This window comes from Achromobacter xylosoxidans (assembly GCF_014490035.1).
In the GTDB taxonomy this organism is placed as follows: domain Bacteria; phylum Pseudomonadota; class Gammaproteobacteria; order Burkholderiales; family Burkholderiaceae_B; genus Achromobacter; species Achromobacter bronchisepticus_A.
The window spans coordinates 70,001-86,381 of the sequence record NZ_CP061008.1 but is presented as its reverse complement, the minus strand read 5'-3'; the positions used below and the strand labels follow the sequence as shown (position 1 = coordinate 86,381).

At 60.5% G+C, this 16,381-nt stretch carries 19 protein-coding genes; 11 read left to right on the top strand and 8 right to left on the bottom strand.

The features are described 5' to 3' along the window. The first annotated feature begins 21 nt into the window (after window positions 1-21). Window positions 22-915 (top strand): hypothetical protein, encoded by an 894-nt coding sequence (locus IAG39_RS00430; RefSeq protein ID WP_118934045.1) that lies wholly within the window; start codon window positions 22-24, stop codon window positions 913-915. A gap of 72 nt (window positions 916-987) precedes the next feature. On the opposite strand, the gene IAG39_RS00425 is transcribed toward IAG39_RS00430, so the two are convergent. Continuing rightward, entirely contained in the window at window positions 988-1,740 is a 753-nt protein-coding gene (locus IAG39_RS00425) for an SDR family NAD(P)-dependent oxidoreductase (protein WP_118934044.1), read from the bottom strand. A 90-nt stretch (window positions 1,741-1,830) separates the two neighbouring features. Continuing rightward, window positions 1,831-2,709 (bottom strand): LysR family transcriptional regulator, encoded by an 879-nt coding sequence (locus IAG39_RS00420; protein ID WP_059376583.1) that lies wholly within the window; start codon window positions 2,707-2,709, stop codon window positions 1,831-1,833. A 148-nt stretch (window positions 2,710-2,857) separates the two neighbouring features. Here IAG39_RS00420 and IAG39_RS00415 point away from each other — a divergent pair, with 148 nt between their 5' ends. The 3 genes from IAG39_RS00415 to IAG39_RS00405 all read left to right on the top strand — a co-directional run bounded on the left by IAG39_RS00415 (window position 2,858) and on the right by IAG39_RS00405 (window position 5,305). Further along, entirely contained in the window at window positions 2,858-3,982 is a 1,125-nt protein-coding gene (locus IAG39_RS00415; RefSeq protein WP_118934043.1) for an agmatine/peptidylarginine deiminase, read from the top strand. A 201-nt stretch (window positions 3,983-4,183) separates the two neighbouring features. Further along, window positions 4,184-4,759 (top strand): isochorismatase family cysteine hydrolase, encoded by a 576-nt coding sequence (locus IAG39_RS00410; RefSeq protein ID WP_118934042.1) that lies wholly within the window; start codon window positions 4,184-4,186, stop codon window positions 4,757-4,759. A gap of 60 nt (window positions 4,760-4,819) precedes the next feature. Continuing rightward, complete coding sequence (locus IAG39_RS00405) at window positions 4,820-5,305, top strand: hypothetical protein (RefSeq protein WP_223283441.1); 486 nt, start codon at window positions 4,820-4,822, stop codon at window positions 5,303-5,305. 81 nt (window positions 5,306-5,386) lie between these two features. Here the strand turns inward: IAG39_RS00405 and IAG39_RS00400 are convergent, their stop codons facing one another. The 3 genes from IAG39_RS00400 to IAG39_RS00390 all read right to left on the bottom strand — a co-directional run bounded on the left by IAG39_RS00400 (window position 5,387) and on the right by IAG39_RS00390 (window position 7,550). Further along, window positions 5,387-6,400, bottom strand: a complete 1,014-nt coding sequence (locus IAG39_RS00400; RefSeq protein ID WP_118934040.1) for a hypothetical protein — start codon at window positions 6,398-6,400, stop codon at window positions 5,387-5,389. Between the two features lie 311 nt (window positions 6,401-6,711). Further along, complete coding sequence (locus IAG39_RS00395) at window positions 6,712-7,026, bottom strand: hypothetical protein (protein WP_205736616.1); 315 nt, start codon at window positions 7,024-7,026, stop codon at window positions 6,712-6,714. 50 nt (window positions 7,027-7,076) lie between these two features. Continuing rightward, entirely contained in the window at window positions 7,077-7,550 is a 474-nt protein-coding gene (locus IAG39_RS00390; protein ID WP_118934038.1) for a DUF2846 domain-containing protein, read from the bottom strand. A gap of 199 nt (window positions 7,551-7,749) precedes the next feature. On the opposite strand from IAG39_RS00390, the gene IAG39_RS00385 reads away from it, so the two are divergent. Next, entirely contained in the window at window positions 7,750-8,460 is a 711-nt protein-coding gene (locus tag IAG39_RS00385; RefSeq protein ID WP_118934037.1) for a hypothetical protein, read from the top strand. A 25-nt stretch (window positions 8,461-8,485) separates the two neighbouring features. Here the strand turns inward: IAG39_RS00385 and IAG39_RS00380 are convergent, their stop codons facing one another. Beyond that, window positions 8,486-8,881, bottom strand: a complete 396-nt coding sequence (locus tag IAG39_RS00380; RefSeq protein ID WP_059376560.1) for a YkvA family protein — start codon at window positions 8,879-8,881, stop codon at window positions 8,486-8,488. A gap of 67 nt (window positions 8,882-8,948) precedes the next feature. Further along, window positions 8,949-9,164 carry a hypothetical protein gene (locus IAG39_RS00375; protein WP_223283440.1) on the bottom strand — a complete coding sequence of 72 codons (216 nt, stop codon included), beginning with the start codon at window positions 9,162-9,164 and terminating at the stop codon, window positions 8,949-8,951. Window positions 9,165-9,296: 132 nt separating this feature from the next. On the opposite strand from IAG39_RS00375, the gene IAG39_RS00370 reads away from it, so the two are divergent. The 4 genes from IAG39_RS00370 (at window position 9,297) to IAG39_RS00355 (ending at window position 11,421) form a co-directional block, all read left to right on the top strand. Continuing rightward, a complete protein-coding gene (locus tag IAG39_RS00370; RefSeq protein ID WP_118934036.1) occupies window positions 9,297-9,833 on the top strand; it encodes a DUF4189 domain-containing protein in 537 nt (178 codons plus the stop codon). 157 nt (window positions 9,834-9,990) lie between these two features. Then, window positions 9,991-10,365 carry a glutaredoxin family protein gene (locus IAG39_RS00365; RefSeq protein WP_118934035.1) on the top strand — a complete coding sequence of 125 codons (375 nt, stop codon included), beginning with the start codon at window positions 9,991-9,993 and terminating at the stop codon, window positions 10,363-10,365. A gap of 15 nt (window positions 10,366-10,380) precedes the next feature. Then, entirely contained in the window at window positions 10,381-10,806 is a 426-nt protein-coding gene (locus IAG39_RS00360; protein WP_118934067.1) for a hypothetical protein, read from the top strand. A gap of 57 nt (window positions 10,807-10,863) precedes the next feature. Further along, window positions 10,864-11,421 (top strand): sugar O-acetyltransferase, encoded by a 558-nt coding sequence (locus IAG39_RS00355; RefSeq protein ID WP_059376551.1) that lies wholly within the window; start codon window positions 10,864-10,866, stop codon window positions 11,419-11,421. Between the two features lie 41 nt (window positions 11,422-11,462). Here the strand turns inward: IAG39_RS00355 and IAG39_RS00350 are convergent, their stop codons facing one another. After that, the gene (locus IAG39_RS00350) at window positions 11,463-11,795 is read right to left on the bottom strand and encodes a hypothetical protein (RefSeq protein WP_118934034.1); all 333 of its coding nucleotides are present in this window, start codon (window positions 11,793-11,795) and stop codon (window positions 11,463-11,465) included. A gap of 474 nt (window positions 11,796-12,269) precedes the next feature. Between IAG39_RS00350 and IAG39_RS00345 the strand changes: the two genes are divergently transcribed. Together IAG39_RS00345 and IAG39_RS00340 are read left to right on the top strand one after the other, a co-directional pair. Further along, window positions 12,270-13,100 (top strand): Hachiman antiphage defense system protein HamA, encoded by an 831-nt coding sequence (locus tag IAG39_RS00345; protein WP_165867939.1) that lies wholly within the window; start codon window positions 12,270-12,272, stop codon window positions 13,098-13,100. 46 nt (window positions 13,101-13,146) lie between these two features. Continuing rightward, window positions 13,147-16,212 carry a DEAD/DEAH box helicase gene (locus IAG39_RS00340; RefSeq protein WP_165867938.1) on the top strand — a complete coding sequence of 1,022 codons (3,066 nt, stop codon included), beginning with the start codon at window positions 13,147-13,149 and terminating at the stop codon, window positions 16,210-16,212. The last annotated feature ends 169 nt before the right edge of the window (window positions 16,213-16,381 follow it).

Below are 16,381 nucleotides of genomic sequence, written 5' to 3'. Positions count from 1 at the left end.
CGACAAGAAGATGTCCGACACATGAAAACCATTCAGAAAACCCGCCCCCGTAGCCGTTTGCTCCGCACCGCCATGGCCGGCCTGCTGACGTCCACCCTGGCCGCGCTGTTCAGCCCCGCCGCAACCGCCGCCGAATCCGCCAGCGCCGCCACGCTACCGCCCACCGCCCAGGCCGCCGCCATCGCGCCGCCCGATGTGGCTACGGTGATGTATTCCATCTACCAGATCGACGGCAAGGGCGCCGACTCCTACGAAGTCGCCAACGGCAGCATCGCCACCTTCTGGTTCGGCCACGCCTTCGAACTGGGCGGCACGCGCTACTACACCGGCTTCACCTGGGACACCCGCGAACGCTACGGCAAGCCCGGCGAGGACGAAGTCGGCCCCGGCGTCCAGGTCAACCTGGCCGAAGCCACGTTCACGCAAACCGGCTCCACGCCCGACCGCCCCTGGCAATTCCGCGGCATGAAGCATTCCGTCGGCGAATTCGGCGCCTATGAAAAGCCGGAAGACGTGGACACCCGCCGCAAGCCGGTGGAATACCGCACGCCCTCCGGCAAGCTGCTGCTGGCCGTACCCACCGAAGGCTTCGACAACGGCATCAGCTTCAGCGGCTACGCGCTGCTGGTCTTCAATCCGGCGGGCCCGGACGAAGGCGCGGGTTGGACCTACGTAGGCAGCATCAATACCGGCGAAGACAACAGCGCGGCCTGCGCCGAAGGCGACGTCATGCCCTGCGTGGCCAGCTCGGGCGAACTGGTCTTTTCCGCGCATGGCGGCAGCGACATGCCGCGCGTGACCGTCAAGCGCAGCGGCACGGAAATCTCCGGGCCGGACAAGACCCGCCAACTGGGCGCGGGCGATGCCGTCATCTACGCCTACGACACGGCCAGCAAGAAGTACGCGGAGAAGTAAGGCCGGCGTCGATGGCGGCAGGGCACGCAAGCCGGCTTGCCAACGGCTGCGATGCCCGCGCGGCTTGTGCTGCTACGTGAGATTCAAACCGCCATCGGAGAGCAGGATCTCGCCGGTCAGATAGTCCGACGCGGCCAGCATGGCGACCGCCTGCGCGATATCCTCCGGACTGGCCGCGCGGCGCATCGGCGCCTTGTCGCGCCACAATGCCTGAGCCTGCGTCCAATCGGCCGTCATCGGCGTATCCACCAGACCCGGCGCAACCGCATTCACCCTGATATGCGGCGCCAGCGAAAGCGCGAGCAAGCGCGTCACATGATTGAGCGCCGCCTTGGTTGCCGCATAAGGAATGGACGCGCCTTTGGGCCGCACGCCCGCGTGCGAACTCACGTTGACCACGCAAGCAGGCCGGCCATGCGCCGCCGCCGCTTGCAGCGCGGCCTGCGCCTCGGCCACCAGGCGAAACGGCGCCACCACGTTGACCTCATGCAATTCATGCCAGATGTCCGGCGTGGCCGCGGCCAGGTCCGCATGGGGAATGACGTGGCTGATTCCGGCGTTGTTGACCAGCACGTCCAGCCGCCCCCATGCCGCGACGGCTTCCCGAACCAATCGGACCCGGTCGGCATCGTCCGCCAGATCCGCCTGCACGTAGACAGCGTCGCCCAGCTCGCGCGCCAGGGCATGGCCGGCTTCAGCCGAGCGCCGTGAATGCACGACCACCGCATAGCCGTCCCGCGACAGGCGGCGGGCAATGGCCTCGCCTATGCCGGAGGTGGAACCCGTGATCAAGGCAACAGGACGCGTGGATTGCAGATTGGACATCGATGAATCTCTTGCTCTGGAATGTGCCGCATGCGGCGGTTAGGCTACAACTTAACACCGTGATGAAAGCCCCAACCTGAGAGGCAAGATTCAGGCTGCCGCGCCGCCGTCCTCGCGCGACGCTTCCAACTCTTCGGACACCCACTCGCAGAACGCGCGCGTCAGCGGATCGTCCTGGCTGTCCCGATGCACCAGCCAGGCCCACTTCGGACCGCGCACGGTCTGCTCCGTCAACGCCGCCAACGCGCCGTCGCGGCGCGAGCGCTCGGCCAGCAGGCTACTGACCAGCGCCATGCCCAGGCCTTCGCGCGCCGCATCCAGCAACAGGCCGGGGTCGGAAAAATTCATGCCCTGGCCATGCTGGCCCACGTCGGTTCCGCCCTGCGTTTCCCAATGGCTCCAATCCATCTCGCGCTCGCCATGCAGCGTGGCGCGCGTGTCCGCCGCCAGCAGGCGCGGATGGCAGGCTGGGTACATACGGTCCTCGACCAGCACGCGGAACGCGCAATCGGCTTGCGGACCCAGATCGTCGCGCAGCGCGATATCGATGGTCTGCTTGGCCATGTCCGGCGCGGCATCGCTGGTGTACAGCCACAGGTCCGCCTCGGGATGCAGGGTGCGGAAGGCTTCCAGCCTGGGCAGCAGCCAGTGCCGCGAAAACGCCGGGCTGGTGTTCACGATCAACTGATTCGGCTTGCGGTACTGGTCCAGCCTGCGTATGCCGGCCGCCAACTGCTGCAACATCGCCTGCGTCGTGCCCAGCAGATCCCAGCCCGCATCGGTCAGCGACACCGCGCGCCCCTGACGGAAGAACAGCGGCTGGCCCAGATAGTCCTCCAGGCTGCGCACCTGCTGGCTGATCGCCGACTGGGTCAGGTGCAGCTCGTCGGCCGCCTTGTGGAAACTGCCGAGGCGGGCGGCCGCCTCGAAGCCGCGCAGCACGTTCAGGGGAGGCCATTGCTTGAGCATATCGATAAGCCCTGCTAATCATAATTCCGCTAAATATATCGCTAGTCCACGCGACCAGGCGGGAAATACACTGCAATGCTAGCGGTGCGCACCGTTGACTCCGACATAACCGTTTTTTATCGATCATCCCGAACTCCAGGAGCCCGACGTGCCCACCCGCCGCCAACTCATCCAACACACCGCCACGCTCATGGGCGTCCACGCCGCCGCCTCGCTGGGCCTGGGTCTGCTCGCCTCCGGCGCGCGGGCGGCGCAAGCGCCCCGGTGGCACATGCCTGACGAGGGCGCCCCCCAGGCCCGCGCCTTCATCGCCTTCGGCGCCCAGGACGCCATCTGGGAAGACTTCACCGCCGACGTCCAGGCCGCGCTTGGCCGCATCGCCCGCGCCATCGCCGCGCACCAGCCCGTCACCGTGTTCTGCCGCAGCCGCGAACGCAGCCTGGCCGAACGCCATTGCGGCGCGGACAACGTGAGCTTCGTCGAAACCCGCCTGGACGACATCTGGATGCGCGACATCGGCGCCAACTTCGTGCTCGACGGGCGGGGCGCGGTCACCGGCGTGGACTTCAACTTCAACGGTTGGGGCAACAAGCAGCGCCATGCAGCCGACGCCAAGATCGCCGCTGAAACCACCGAGGTCACTGACACCGAATACCTGCAAAGCGAACTGGTCGGCGAAGGCGGCGGCATCGAAGTCGACGGCCGCGGCACCGGCATCATGACCGAAAGCAGCTGGATCAACGCCAACCGCAATCCCGGCTGGAGCAAGGCAGAGGTCGAGGAGGAGCTGAAGCGCTGCCTGGGCCTGCGCAAGATCATCTGGCTGCCCGGCATCAAGGGTAAGGACATCACCGATGCCCACGTCGATTTCTACGCCCGCTTCGCGCGGCCAGGCGTCGTCGTCGCCAACCTCGACATGGATCCCGACTCCTACGACTACGCGCTGACCCGCAAGCACCTGGAGATCCTGCGGCGCGCAACGGATGCCGACGGCAAGCCGCTGGAAATCCACACTGTGAGCCCGCCGCTCAATCCGCGGGATAGCAAGTTCCTGCGCGACAACCCCGACTTCGCGGCCGGCTATATCAACTATTTCGTCATCAACGGCGCGGTCATCGCGCCGGAATTCGGCGATGCGGAGGCGGACGCGAAGGCGCGCGATCTTCTGGCCCGCCTGTATCCGGGCCGCAAGGTCGTGCAGTTGGATATCGACGCCATTGCGTCAGGCGGCGGCGGGATTCATTGCGTGACGAATCAGTTGCCGATGGTGTAATTCCCGGGCTCGCGCAAGGGATCGCGCGGCGCCAGAACCTCCACCCGCTTTCCATGCGCAGTTATGCCATGGCCGCCGTGGTAGAGTCGTTCGTCCTTCCGTCGCACCCCATCACCTCGCCAAGCGTCACACCATTGCGGGCCGCCCAGGCAGCAGGCCGACCCGCAAGGCGCGCATGGCAAACCCTTTGCGGAGCGGAGCATGAACACCCAGACCCTGGCCATCATTCCGGCGCGTACCGCCTTGCTGGTCATGCACTACCAGACCGACATCATGGAACTGTTCCCATCGGTCGCCCCCGCCTTGCTCGGCGACACGCGGCAACTGTGCGACGCCGCGCGGCGCGCCGGCGTCAGCGTCTATTTCGCCAAGATTCATTTCAGCCCTGGCTATCCTGAAGTCAGCCCCTTGAACAAAAACGGGCAGGGCATCAAGCAGCTGGGACTTTTCGTCCACGACCGCATCTCGCCAGAGCTCGACCGCCGCGAAGACGAGCCCATCATCCTCGCCCACCGCGCCAGCGTGTTCTTCGGCACCGACCTGCAAGTGCGGCTTTCCGCGCAAGGCATAGACACGCTGATCATGGTCGGCGTCGCCTCCACCGGCGTAATGCTGTCGTCGATTGCGCATGCCAGCGATGCGGACTATCGCCTGCTGACGGTCAAGGACTGCTGCTACGACCCGGACCCGATCGTGCATGAACATCTGTTCGCGACCGCCTTTGCATCGCGCACCACCGTGCTGTCGCTGGACGATGCCTTGTCCTTGCTGGCCTAGCGGCCTGCCGGAAGAATGCCTGCCTCCATGATCCCGAAGAGGTCACCCTCGCTGCCCATCATGTCTTTCCGAACGATTCCTGCAGAACCTTACGCGCCGCGCCGCATGGCGTTCATCGAGCAATGGCGCGAAGACGGTCTGGCCATCAAGGCCTACGCGATACAACGCAATCCCGATCCCACGGTTGCGCTGCTCTCCGCTGAAGTAGCCGCAGCCGCCCGCAAGACCGCAATGGCCACGTTGCAAGACGCCGCCCGCGACCCGCGCGCTACGGGCCTGGGCTTCTGCATCGTGCACGTGGGCGAGGAAGCCGTCTGGCTGCTGGCGGACTGGTGGATATCCGGCGGCATCCTGTGCCAGCAGATGTACTCGGCGCCGTTGGAGCGACCTGAGCAATTCGAGCCCGTGCAAGGGCCGTTCATTGCCTGCGTGTGGGAGCTGGAAGTGACCGCGCATGAGCGCGGCGCGTGGATGCGGCATGTATTGCGCAATGAACCAGATACCGTCGCCTATTTGGCAGATGTGCTGCCCACCGGAAGTTATTGAGATAGCCGTCAACGGCGGTAGTCTACGGCCCTCAATGTCCGGCAGCGCGCGACACGCCATGCAGGCGCCGGCGCGAGCGCTTTAGCGCCTCGGCGACGAACACATGACAGCCCGATGCTTGTCGATGTACGCCTGCGCCTGCTTCGACATCCAGTTGTGCGCGTCTACCGACACTTGCGCGATCTCGTCGGACGCCAGATCGCCAAAGTAGTAGGCGATCTTCCGCCCCAACTTCTGCTCATCGTTCAGCGTATGCACGTCGGAATCCTCGACCGGTCCCTTGCGTTGATACGCCTGCAATGCCTGTAGCCCCTGATTCACCCGTTCTTCGAACACATCCTCTGCCATCGCGTCGATTGACTCTTGCGGCACGGCAAACCAGTAGGCCAGCTGCACAGTATTGCCCGCCTTATCCAGCCAGGTAGCCACCTCGTACCATTGCTGGATCTGCTCGTCCTTCAACGGCAACTCCGTCGGCAGTGACTCGAACAATGCCGCCTTGGCAGCATCAACCTGCGCGAAAGCCTTGACCACCGGACCCAGCTGACCAGCCTTGGCCAGCGTCTCCTTCATCGCCAGCAACACCGCCAGATTCAACTGGCCGCTGCTCACGTCCACGGAATTCTCCAGGTACTGACTCAGGATCGTGCCCACATCCCTCACATTGCGTAGCGGCAGCGTATTGGCGCTGGTCAGCCAGCGCAGGGAGCGCTGATATTCCGCCTCGGTCAACTGGTCTGCTGCCCACAGCTTCGTCGTGCTGGCCATCGCGCTGGCTGGGCCCGAATCCTGGAGATAGCGGCGATAAGCCCCGCCCACGGTCTCGGCGTAAGCCCGATAGTTGGGATCCAGCAACCGTTCCCCGCCAGGCTTCGCGCAGCGTGTGTACAAAACCGCACGCTGCAACTTCGGTTCAACGGCAATCAGAACCGCGTACCGTTCGCGCCAGGCGGCGTAGACGGGGCTCGAACTCTCCGCCGCGGCCAGAAGCTGCTGCTGCCGCGGTGTCATGGCGGGTGTCGCGGCTTGTGCCAGCACGGGCCACGCCAACGCCATCACGGTCCCCAAACACCATCTACCGACCCGGAGCTTCATCAGATTCCTCGCGCATTCTGTTTGATCGAAGCGTGAGTTTAGGTGCTGGATGCCCGAACCAATTGGAGGAATTACGGCCATACACATCGACACGGAGCCCGGATGGAGCAAGGCCAGACGGCAATCCCTGCGACTGCATCCAGCTCGTGCACGTGAGCGAAGAAGCCGTCTGGCGGCTGGCAGACTAGTGGATATCCGGCGGCGTCCTGTGCCAACAGATGTACTCCGCGCCGTTGGATCAGCCCGAACAGTTTCAGCCCGTGCAGGGGCCGTTCATTGCATTATTGAGACGGCCTCAAACAGCGCAGCGCTTATTTCCTGAGATAGGACTTCTTGCCGCTATCGGTGTAGCAGAACGTTCCGCCCCGCGGCCCGGTGCAGTATTGGCCGTCGCGGCAGCTACATGCGCCATTCGAACCAGACGCCGAGGGCTTGGAAACAAGGGGCTGTGCGCCGGAATCCGGACTTGAGCACACGCGTTTCGATGCGCTGATCGAACCGTCGCGGCACAGAAACTGTTCTCCGACGCAACGCTCCACGCCGCCCTTCTTTCCTGAGCAGGGATAGTTCGCCGCATGGGCCGTCGCGGCAAACAGCAGGGCCGCCAACAACAGACCAAGACGCATCGTTATTCCCATTGCAAGTAGGCAAGAACAGCGGCGGGAGCGGACTGCGATCAGCCCGTGCAACGGCCTTCGGCCGCCAGGTTCACTTCGGACTTGGAGATCACCCGCTGACCTTCCTCTTCCGTCACCTGCTCCACGCCGGCGCCGCCCACGAATACGCCCATCTTGATGAATTGGCGCACGAAGTAATTCTTGCCCGCCTCCATCATTACCATCAGATCGTTCGGCGAAAACTCCGACTCGGTGGAAACTTTGTGCTGCTCGTTGCCAGCCACCTGCGTGTAGAAAAACACGCGGTCTGCCGTTTCGCCCAGACACTTGCCATTGACGTACACGTCCTTCTTCAGCGCCTTGCCCACAAAGCTGTCCCGGTAGACGTACAGGCCGGACTTTCCTTCGTCCGGCGCCGGGAACGATTTGGCCTGCTTGTTTTGTTCAGCTGGCGCCATCGGCACATTGGCGCAACCCGCGATCGCCATCACGCAAGCGGCAGCGGCCGCCAGCTTCAACATCTTTTTATTCATGTGATTCATCTTCTTCAGCTTAGTTATCTGCCGCTTCCTGCCCTCCGCAGGGGAACGGGTAAATGTATCCAAGAGATTCTAATAATGTCACATGAATACCAAATAAGCTATCTCGCAGTAGGAAATGCTGCTATTCCGGGATTAGAACTGGCAGACTACGAGTCCCCGGCGACATCGCAGCCTGACATCTCCCTCGCCCATGAATAGAACCGAAGGCGCAACCTTCCTGATGGCCTACGACAAGGGCAGCTCGCACTTCAGCGATCTGCACTTCCACGACTGCACCTTCGACAACTGCGCCCTGTCCATGGTCAAGACCCCACAGCGCATGTCGCGCGTGCAGAACGTGCGCCTCTCCAAATGCCGCGCCGTCAACTCGATGATCCAGCCCTGCATGTTTGAAGATGTGCTGATCGAGGACTTATCCACCAATCCCATCCTGCTGGTGTGGGCCTCGTTCTTTCGCCGGGTCAAACTGGTGGGCAAGATCGGCAAGCTCAATCTCAACCTGACGCCCACCGCGTTCTGCAAGGACGAGCGCCTCCTCGATCAGTTCGCATCCGCGCGCGCCGCCTTCTACGCGGAGACGGATTGGGCCTTGGACATCAGCGAAGCCAAGCTGCTGGGCCTGCGTTGCGAAGGCGTGCCGCTGCACCTGATCCGGCGCAATCCGCAGACGCAGGTCATCGTGGACAAGCAGGGGCGTTATCCGGGGTACGAGGCGCTGGGAGCGGATTTCATTCAAGCCTTCCCGGGCATCGCCAGCGTGCTGCAGAGCTTTGACGAATCACCCGACCAGTCCAAGCTGCTGACCGCCTCGCTGGCCGCGCCCAAGGCGCGGCGGGAGGAGGAGAAGGGCGCGATCGCGGAACTCAGGACCTTGGGGTTCGCGGAAGAAGGTTCAGCGTAATTCTGCGCGCAAGCCGGTCAGGGCGTTACCGGAAATACGGCGCAAGCCAAAACCACGCCACAACACTTATCCCCAGCCATAGCGTCACGATCATCACCGCGCCTGCCACACTGCGCGGCTTCTTGCCCTGCGACTGCATCCAGCCATCCGCCTGAACCCTGCATTCCTGCAGCACATCGGGCGGCAACAGCTTGATGGCCAGCCAGATCAGGCCGGGCAATAACAGCACGTCATCGACGTAACCCAGCACGGGAATGAAGTCGGGAATCAGGTCGATGGGGCTGAGCGCATAGGCCACCACGAACAGACCCAGCGCCTTGGCGTACCAAGGCGTGCGGGCATGCCTGCCGGCAAACCAGAGCGTCAGGCCGTCGCGTTTGATGCGCTTGGCCCAGGCTTTCAGGCGATCACTGAGGTTCATGCTTGTAGTCTGACATGCCGTGAAGCCGTCAGGGGCCAACCGGAAACAGAAGCCGCGGCACGGGCAGCTATTCCGTCCCCACCGCCCGGATCAGACTCGGCGCGGCCGCGGATTCCGGCTTGTAGTGCCGCGTGGGCGCACGGTACACCAGGTCGCGCAGCGCCTCATTCAGCTTGGGCAGCTTGAAACTGCCTGCGTCCGGCGCCTGGGGAAAGTCCCCCAGGCTCGCCGGCAGGCGCGTCAACGTGATCGAGTCCATCGTGCAGACCGGATCGAAAACCAAGAAGTCAGACTACACTTCCCCGGGGCGAATCCGCAGCCTGACGCCTTGCTTCGGACGGCTCTGACTGCCCGGGCTCGGCCCGCGGGACGCACGGCCTCCGGATTGAAGAACACGACAACTGCGAGACGACACATGCGTGCTTTGAAACTGGTTTTCCTGCTGGCAATGCTGCATCTCGGCATCCCAGGCCTGGCGCAGGCCGAACAAGGCTGCCCCGACGGCTTCATGCCCAACGCCGCCGGCACCCCGGGCCAGCAATGCGTGCCGATTCCCGGCCAGACCCGCCCACAGGGCGGCACCGGCGCGCAAACCGCGCCCGACCAGCCACGCTGGACCACCCGCTGGGGCGCAATCGCCTACGACCCGCCGTCCGGCTCCGTCGGCATCGCTGCCGACAAGACCAGCAAGGCCAAGGCCGAACGAGCCGCGCTGGAACATTGCGCGTCCAAAGGCGGCAAAGGTTGCGAGACCAACATCACGTACTACAACCAATGCGTAGCGGTGGTGTATGGCCCTTCACCCAAAGGCGAAGGCGTGTTGATGAATTCCGCCAGCGCCGAAACCAAGGAACTGGCGCAATCCCTGGCCATCGAGACTTGCGAGAAGGGCACCGGCACGAGCTGCAAGACCTTCTATACCGGCTGCAGCTATCCGGTACGGATTCAGTAACGCACCGGCTGCGAATTCCGAACCATGACGTGACACAGAATATTCGCCACGTCACGCAGGACGACAAGCGGCGGTCATGGCTGACTGCATACGCAATGCCGGAACGCATCGCGCAGGGTAGACTGGCCCCCTGTCCATCCCTATCGAGTCCTACTCCATGCTAGTCAAAGCCCTGCGTGTCGGCCTGGGTCAAATCATCGTGTTGGGCGACGCCCTCACGCGCCCACGCCCGCAACAGCGCTCCGCGCAAGGCCAGGCCGCGGTCAACGCCGAAGCGGCCCAGCTGTCGCTCTACCAATTCCACGCCTGCCCCTTCTGCGTCAAGACGCGGCGCGCCATTCACAAACTGAACGCGCCCATCGCGCTGCGCGACGCCAAAGGCGATCCCGAAGCGCGCGCGCAACTGCAGGCAGGCGGCGGCAAAGTGAAGGTGCCGTGCCTGCGCATCGACGATGCAGCAGGCACGCGCTGGATGTATGAGTCCAGCGACATCATCGCCTACCTCGAACAACGCTTCGCCAACGTGGCCTGACGGAAGCGCATGGGCATGACCCGCCTGGCTCGCCTGTTTCTCATCACCCTGGCCGCCATGGGTGCACTGGCCGGCTGCGATTCCTCGTCCTTGAAGCCCGCGCCGCCCGGATCAAAACTCAACGCCGAAACCATCGCCACGCGCGACACGCCGCCGGAGCTGCAGTTCAAGGGCGTGCTGGCCGGGCAGCCCGTGCATCTGCTGGTGCATGAATGCAAGGTGTACAAGGTCGAGCCAGCCGAAGGCGAGAACGTGAAATGGACGCTGGTGCTTGAAGGCGACTTCTCTCTGCTGCCGACCATCTGCGTCCAGCAGCGGCTGACCGAGAGCAAGGGGGTGGTGACTGCGTTCCTGGGGCGGCAGGCGTTTGGCGCGGGTGGGTGTTGCACGGGGACGCCGGAGTATCGGTCCAAGGATGGGGTGAATTGGAAGCCGCGTTAAATGCGGGCGTCGTGTTCGCCAGCGCTGACTACGCCGTACCCCAAAGGAAAGCCGCAGATGGCAAATGACGACCGCAGCCTGATCATTCCCAGAAGAACGCCCGAATCAGCCGCCATGACGGCCAACATCAAACGCGCGATGACGATCACCGCCGCCCTCAACCGCCTGACCTTCAACGACGCCGCCGAAGTCCGCGCCTTGTTCAGCGAACTGATCGGCAAGACGGTCGATGAGAGCTTCCTGTTGATTCCGCCGTTCTATACGACCGGTGGCCCCGATATCAGCGTCGGGCGCAATGTCTTCGTCAATCAGAACTGCACCTTCTATGACTTGGGCGGGTTGAGCATTGCCGATGACGTGATGATCGGGCCGAACGTCAGCCTCATCACGTCTGGCCATCCGATCGAACCTTCGCGGCGTCGTGATTTCGTCACTGCGAAGCCCATTGTGATCGAGAGGAATGTCTGGATCGCGGCGGGTGCGACCGTTATTGGTGGCGTGACTGTGGGGGAGAACTCGGTGGTTGCGGCGGGTTCGGTGGTCACCAAGGATGTGCCGGCGAATACACTGGTGGGTGGGAATCCGGCCAGGGTGATTCGGTCGATTGCTGAGTAAGGCGGGCGCTCGAGCGCCGCGCCTCTGGCTGCTAAGTTTGGCTACTGGATCGACGATGGCGCGCCGTGCGTGATGTCGCCGAGATCCGCATCCACCTCGCAAAAGCGTGCCTGCGCCAGCATGGCATCGGTCAAGGTGCCCAGGTGATCGCACAAGCCTTCCACTCCACCCATCAACGCCGCCACTGTCCAGGCGTCCAACGGCTGCCCGCCTGTTGCGTCGGGTTCGGATGCGCTGTTGCCGACCATGCGGGCAATGGCCTCGATGGCGTGGCGGGCTCGGTCTATGTGGTGGAGATGGGAGAGGGGGACTGGCCCGAGCTCGGGGTCGGATTCGACGGACCAGGGGTTTTGGGTGAGGGGGTGGGATTGCATGGACTTCCTCCGACGATGTGGGAAATCCCGCTGCCCCACTTCCAAATGAGGCGGGCGGGCACAGGACAAGGTTGGAAGACCGGATCGTCGGAACCGGCGTGCGGCTAGCGCACCCCTGCCAAGGCCCGCCCATTGGGACGTGCGAAGGCGTGCGGACATGAGGTCCGCACCGACGAATTTACCGGCTTCCATTCCGGGCTACCGTTGGTGGCGGTAGTGGGGGGAGTATACGGGAGGAGATTTGATGCTATGCGCAGGGTGAATGACAATTTCGCCACCGACTACTCACACGTCTGCTTTCGACCCAAAGCGGTCGCAGGCAAAACCACTGCCCATGCGGTATTCGGCGACCAAGATCGATATAAGCGCACCCAATAGGACTAATTTGAGTGTGTCTGGGGTAGATTCAGTGCGGAAAGAAAAATAATGACAAATTGAAGCATAATGTTCTTATTTGTCGTTCAGGTGAGATCCGTGTCTAGCAGTACTTCGCTGCCGCATTCAACGTGGTTTAAAGAAATTGGCCGGATTACGACTTCCGAAGGCAGGCCGATAGCGCTGTATCGATTTGACTACAACCCTACCGACGCCGAAACGATGTCTGCGTGGGCGCGCCATTTTCGAGAGCACTACTGCCTGGATTCGCAGATCGATCGACTCAGGCGGGGTACACCTTACTCGCGGAGTGATTACCTTAACGAACTAAAGTTCCCCGACCAGCATATCCGGCCTGGGCCGAGCGTACGATCCGGCGATTTCTCTGAAATTCTGATCGTTGACCTACTGGAAACGATATATCAGTACTTCATCCCAAGGACCCGGTATGGGGACAAGAAATCAAGAAACGAGTCCGCGAAGGGAAGCGACATAATCGGCTTAAAAATTCTCAGTCAAGCTCCCTCCTATAGTGCTCCAGATGACGTCCTTGTGGCGGTCGAGACAAAGGCGCAATTGACCGGAAAAACGCACATCAATCGCCTACAAGATGCTGTGAATGACTCTTGGAAAGACTCTATTCGAATTGCGACTTCGCTGAATTCTATGAAGCAGCGACTCCTCGACCTAAATCTAGACGATGACTCTGACTATGTAGAGAGATTCCAGGACCCCATGGGCAAGCCCTACATACAAAAGTATGGCGCAGTGGCAGTATTCAGCACCCCTGTGTTCGACGCCGATTCAATAGCCGAGACAATTTGCCTAAATCACCCAGGCAATGCAACGCTTGCGCTCTTGTGTGTCTATGGAGAAGACCTCATGAACTTGGCTCACGCACTGTACAAGCGAGCCGCCGATGAAGCCTAGTCGTGAAGCTCGGCTCTATGCATCAGTGACACTTTCGAAAGGGAAAATGTACGAGTACGAAATTCCCGAAGATGAACACATCACTATCCCAAAGGGGATGCACCTTGAACGACAGTTTCCGCTAGCGATCGGAACACTGGGAGATTTCGCAGCAGAAGTTTTCGCTGGCGAGTTGGGGAAGAAGCGTGCCGAAAAGACCGAAGTCGAAGAGCTAATTTTTGCATCCCAAGTTCTATCTGCAACAGCGACTGCCAAAATCGACGACAGCCTATCTAGCCTGCTCCGACTACTCGCAGCCGCTGGATTCTATTTGGCCGACTCGCCTGGGACAACGATGGCAATCCTCAAGGCTATCGACGAAAGAGAGGTGCAGCGGATACCCAACGCCGACGCCCTATTGCACGTTCTGACGTCTCCCTGGCTTCCCAAACGCGGCGCGCCTGATATCAGCCTCATCGAAAGTGTGCTCTACCATTTGCGCGGCCATTACACACATGGAAGGAAAATTTCCGAAGCTTGGGCCTCTTTGACGCGACTACGCGACTTTGCATATTCGCACTCCGAACCTCTCGAGTTTCTCCTGCTAGAAGTTCTCGGGGCCTCGATCATCAAGCGGTACCATCGATCGGTGTGGCACATTCTTCCTAGATGCAGCAACCTGGAACAGGAAGCGTGGGCACCATTTCTCTCCCGACCTGCTTCTATCAAGGAGCTCTGGCCATCTCAGAGGGCTCTGGCTGAAGCGGGAGTGCTCAACGGAAAATCAGCGGTCGTACAGATGCCGACCAGCGCAGGAAAAACAAAGGCGACGGAACTGATCATCAGGGCAGCCTTCCGCTCTGCAAGGACGAATACCGCCGTTGTAGTTGCCCCCTTTCGTGCCCTTTGCCAAGAAATCGCGAACAGTCTGGATGAAGCATTCGCCGGCGATGGATATGCCGTCAACCAACTGTCGGATTCATTACAGAAGGATTACGTTGCAGCGATATTCGACGGAGGCCTAGACACCCTCATGCGGCCAAAAGTTTTGGTAATAACGCCGGAGAAACTCGTCTATGCTCTTCGACAAGAAGAGAATTTTCTAGAAAGCGTCGGGCTTCTTATATACGATGAGGCTCATCAGTTCGATACAGGAAAGCGCGGCGCCACGTATGAGCTGCTGCTCACATCGATCAAGCAAAGCACACCGCCGCAAACTCAAAGTGTTTTGATCTCAGCCGTTATCGGCAATGCTGATGAGTTGGCCCTATGGCTATTCGGCGATAAGGCAAAGACCGTGGAGGACAAGGCGCGACAAAGTCGGAGCACTATTGCCTTCACGAGTTTTCAGAAAGGAGCCCGTGGGCAGTTGCAATTTCAGCCCACAATTCCAGGAGAACAGGGGTTCTTTGTGCCAGGGATCATCCCTAGACTCAAGCTCGCACATACCGAGCGCGAGAAGCCTCGGTACTTTCCTACCCAAGATGGCCCATCTATTGCACTCTACTTAGGCCTTAAATTAGCGAAGCTAGGTCCGGTGGCGGTCTATTCCCGATTGCCTGCATCAGCGTCTAAGGCAGCTAAAGAGTTGATAACGTATGTGGTGAAGCGCAATGCTCCTATAGTCTTCCCTCGCGCATACAGTGACGCACACCAACTTCAACGATTGCATCACTTGTATGTACAGAACTTTGGCCCGACCGACAACCTAAGTCAGGCTGCAAATCTGGGAGTGTTCGTTCACCACGGCGAAACTCCACACGGCATCCGACTGGCAGTCGAGCATGCAATGAAACAGGGCCATATTCGCTTCATTGCATGTACATCAACACTGGCACAAGGTGTAAACCTTCCAATCCGCTATCTAGTTGTCAACAGTTCATTAACGGGAAGAGACGTGATCAAAGCCCGCGAGTTCAAGAACCTAATCGGGCGATCTGGAAGAGCTGGGATGCACGAAGAAGGAACGATCATCTTCGCAGATCCCAGACTTTTCGACGACAAGGAAGATGCTTGGGAAACAAGTCAACATCTCATCGACCCCGACAGCGCGACAGCTACGAGCAGCACTCTATTGGAGCTAGTCCGACCTCCTTATATTTCTCGCAAGTTGGCGAACCACCTTGGCTGGGGCGCGAATGACTTAGCGCACATGCTCATAAATTACCCCGAGCATGTCTTCGAGCAACTTGCAGATATTTCAGATGAAAGACTTGAAGCGGCAGCAAACCGGTTGTTGGACGAACTTCCCGTCAGACGAGCGGCCATCGAAGCTATTGAGAGTTTTCTAATGACCTATAGGTCCGAAAATGGCCCGCTAGGCTTTCTCGCTGATGCTGCGCACCTAGCACGCATGACCTTTGCTCATTCGTTGGCTCAGGACTACGAGAAAGATCACCTTGAGGGTGTTTTCATACGGATCGCCGAACGCCTGAACGTGCACAATCTGCCCACCGAAGTCCAGCACAGATACGGACGCAGCCTCATAGGCCTAGATCTCTCTTTGAAAGTGGACGCTTGGGTTCAAGCGCACGAATTCGCGCTTGCCTATTCGGAGACGACGGAGACGTTACTCGATACAATCTGGCCACTTTTGCTAGAAATTACTGTAAATAGTGACATCCTAAAGCTCACGCCGGACGTTGCGGCGAAGGAAGTAGCATTCATGTGGATACAGGGTCAGAGCTTTCACAAGATAATGTCCTACCTTCAGGATCTCGGCGCGGTCATTCAACACTCAAGGCGAAGAGAAAAAATTACCTATGACACCATCGTTAGTATCACCGAGAAAGGCTTCGGCTTCGAGTTCTGTCTGCACCTAGCGGCGGTCAAAGAGAGTTATGTCGCGAGCCAAGGAGAACGAGCTGACGTGAATGCCATAGGCGCAAAATTTGACCTCTTGGCAAAACGGCTCAAATATGGCCTTCCTTCAATTAACTCAATCGCTCATTTCGAAGTGGGATTCGCAGACAGAGTGATAGCCCAGGAATTGGCCGACCTTCACAAAGGAACGGAGGTGGCCTACCCGCACGAAGCTCGCGACATACTTAATCAATACAAAAACCAAGCCGCAGCGCGCCTCTCTCCGTACCCAGATTTTTTTTCCACAGTCCTTGCACGCATTCTTAGATAGCATCAGAATCCCTTGACCGTAAATCAAATAATGGTGTCAGACTACAATTTCCCGCCGTCTCGCTGAATGCTTGGCGCATTGGCGGGGCGATGCGCGCATAGCACTCGCTTGTCGCATACAACGTGCTCCGCCGCGGCTACAGCCGTTGGGATGCCGTGGTGGCGTATCG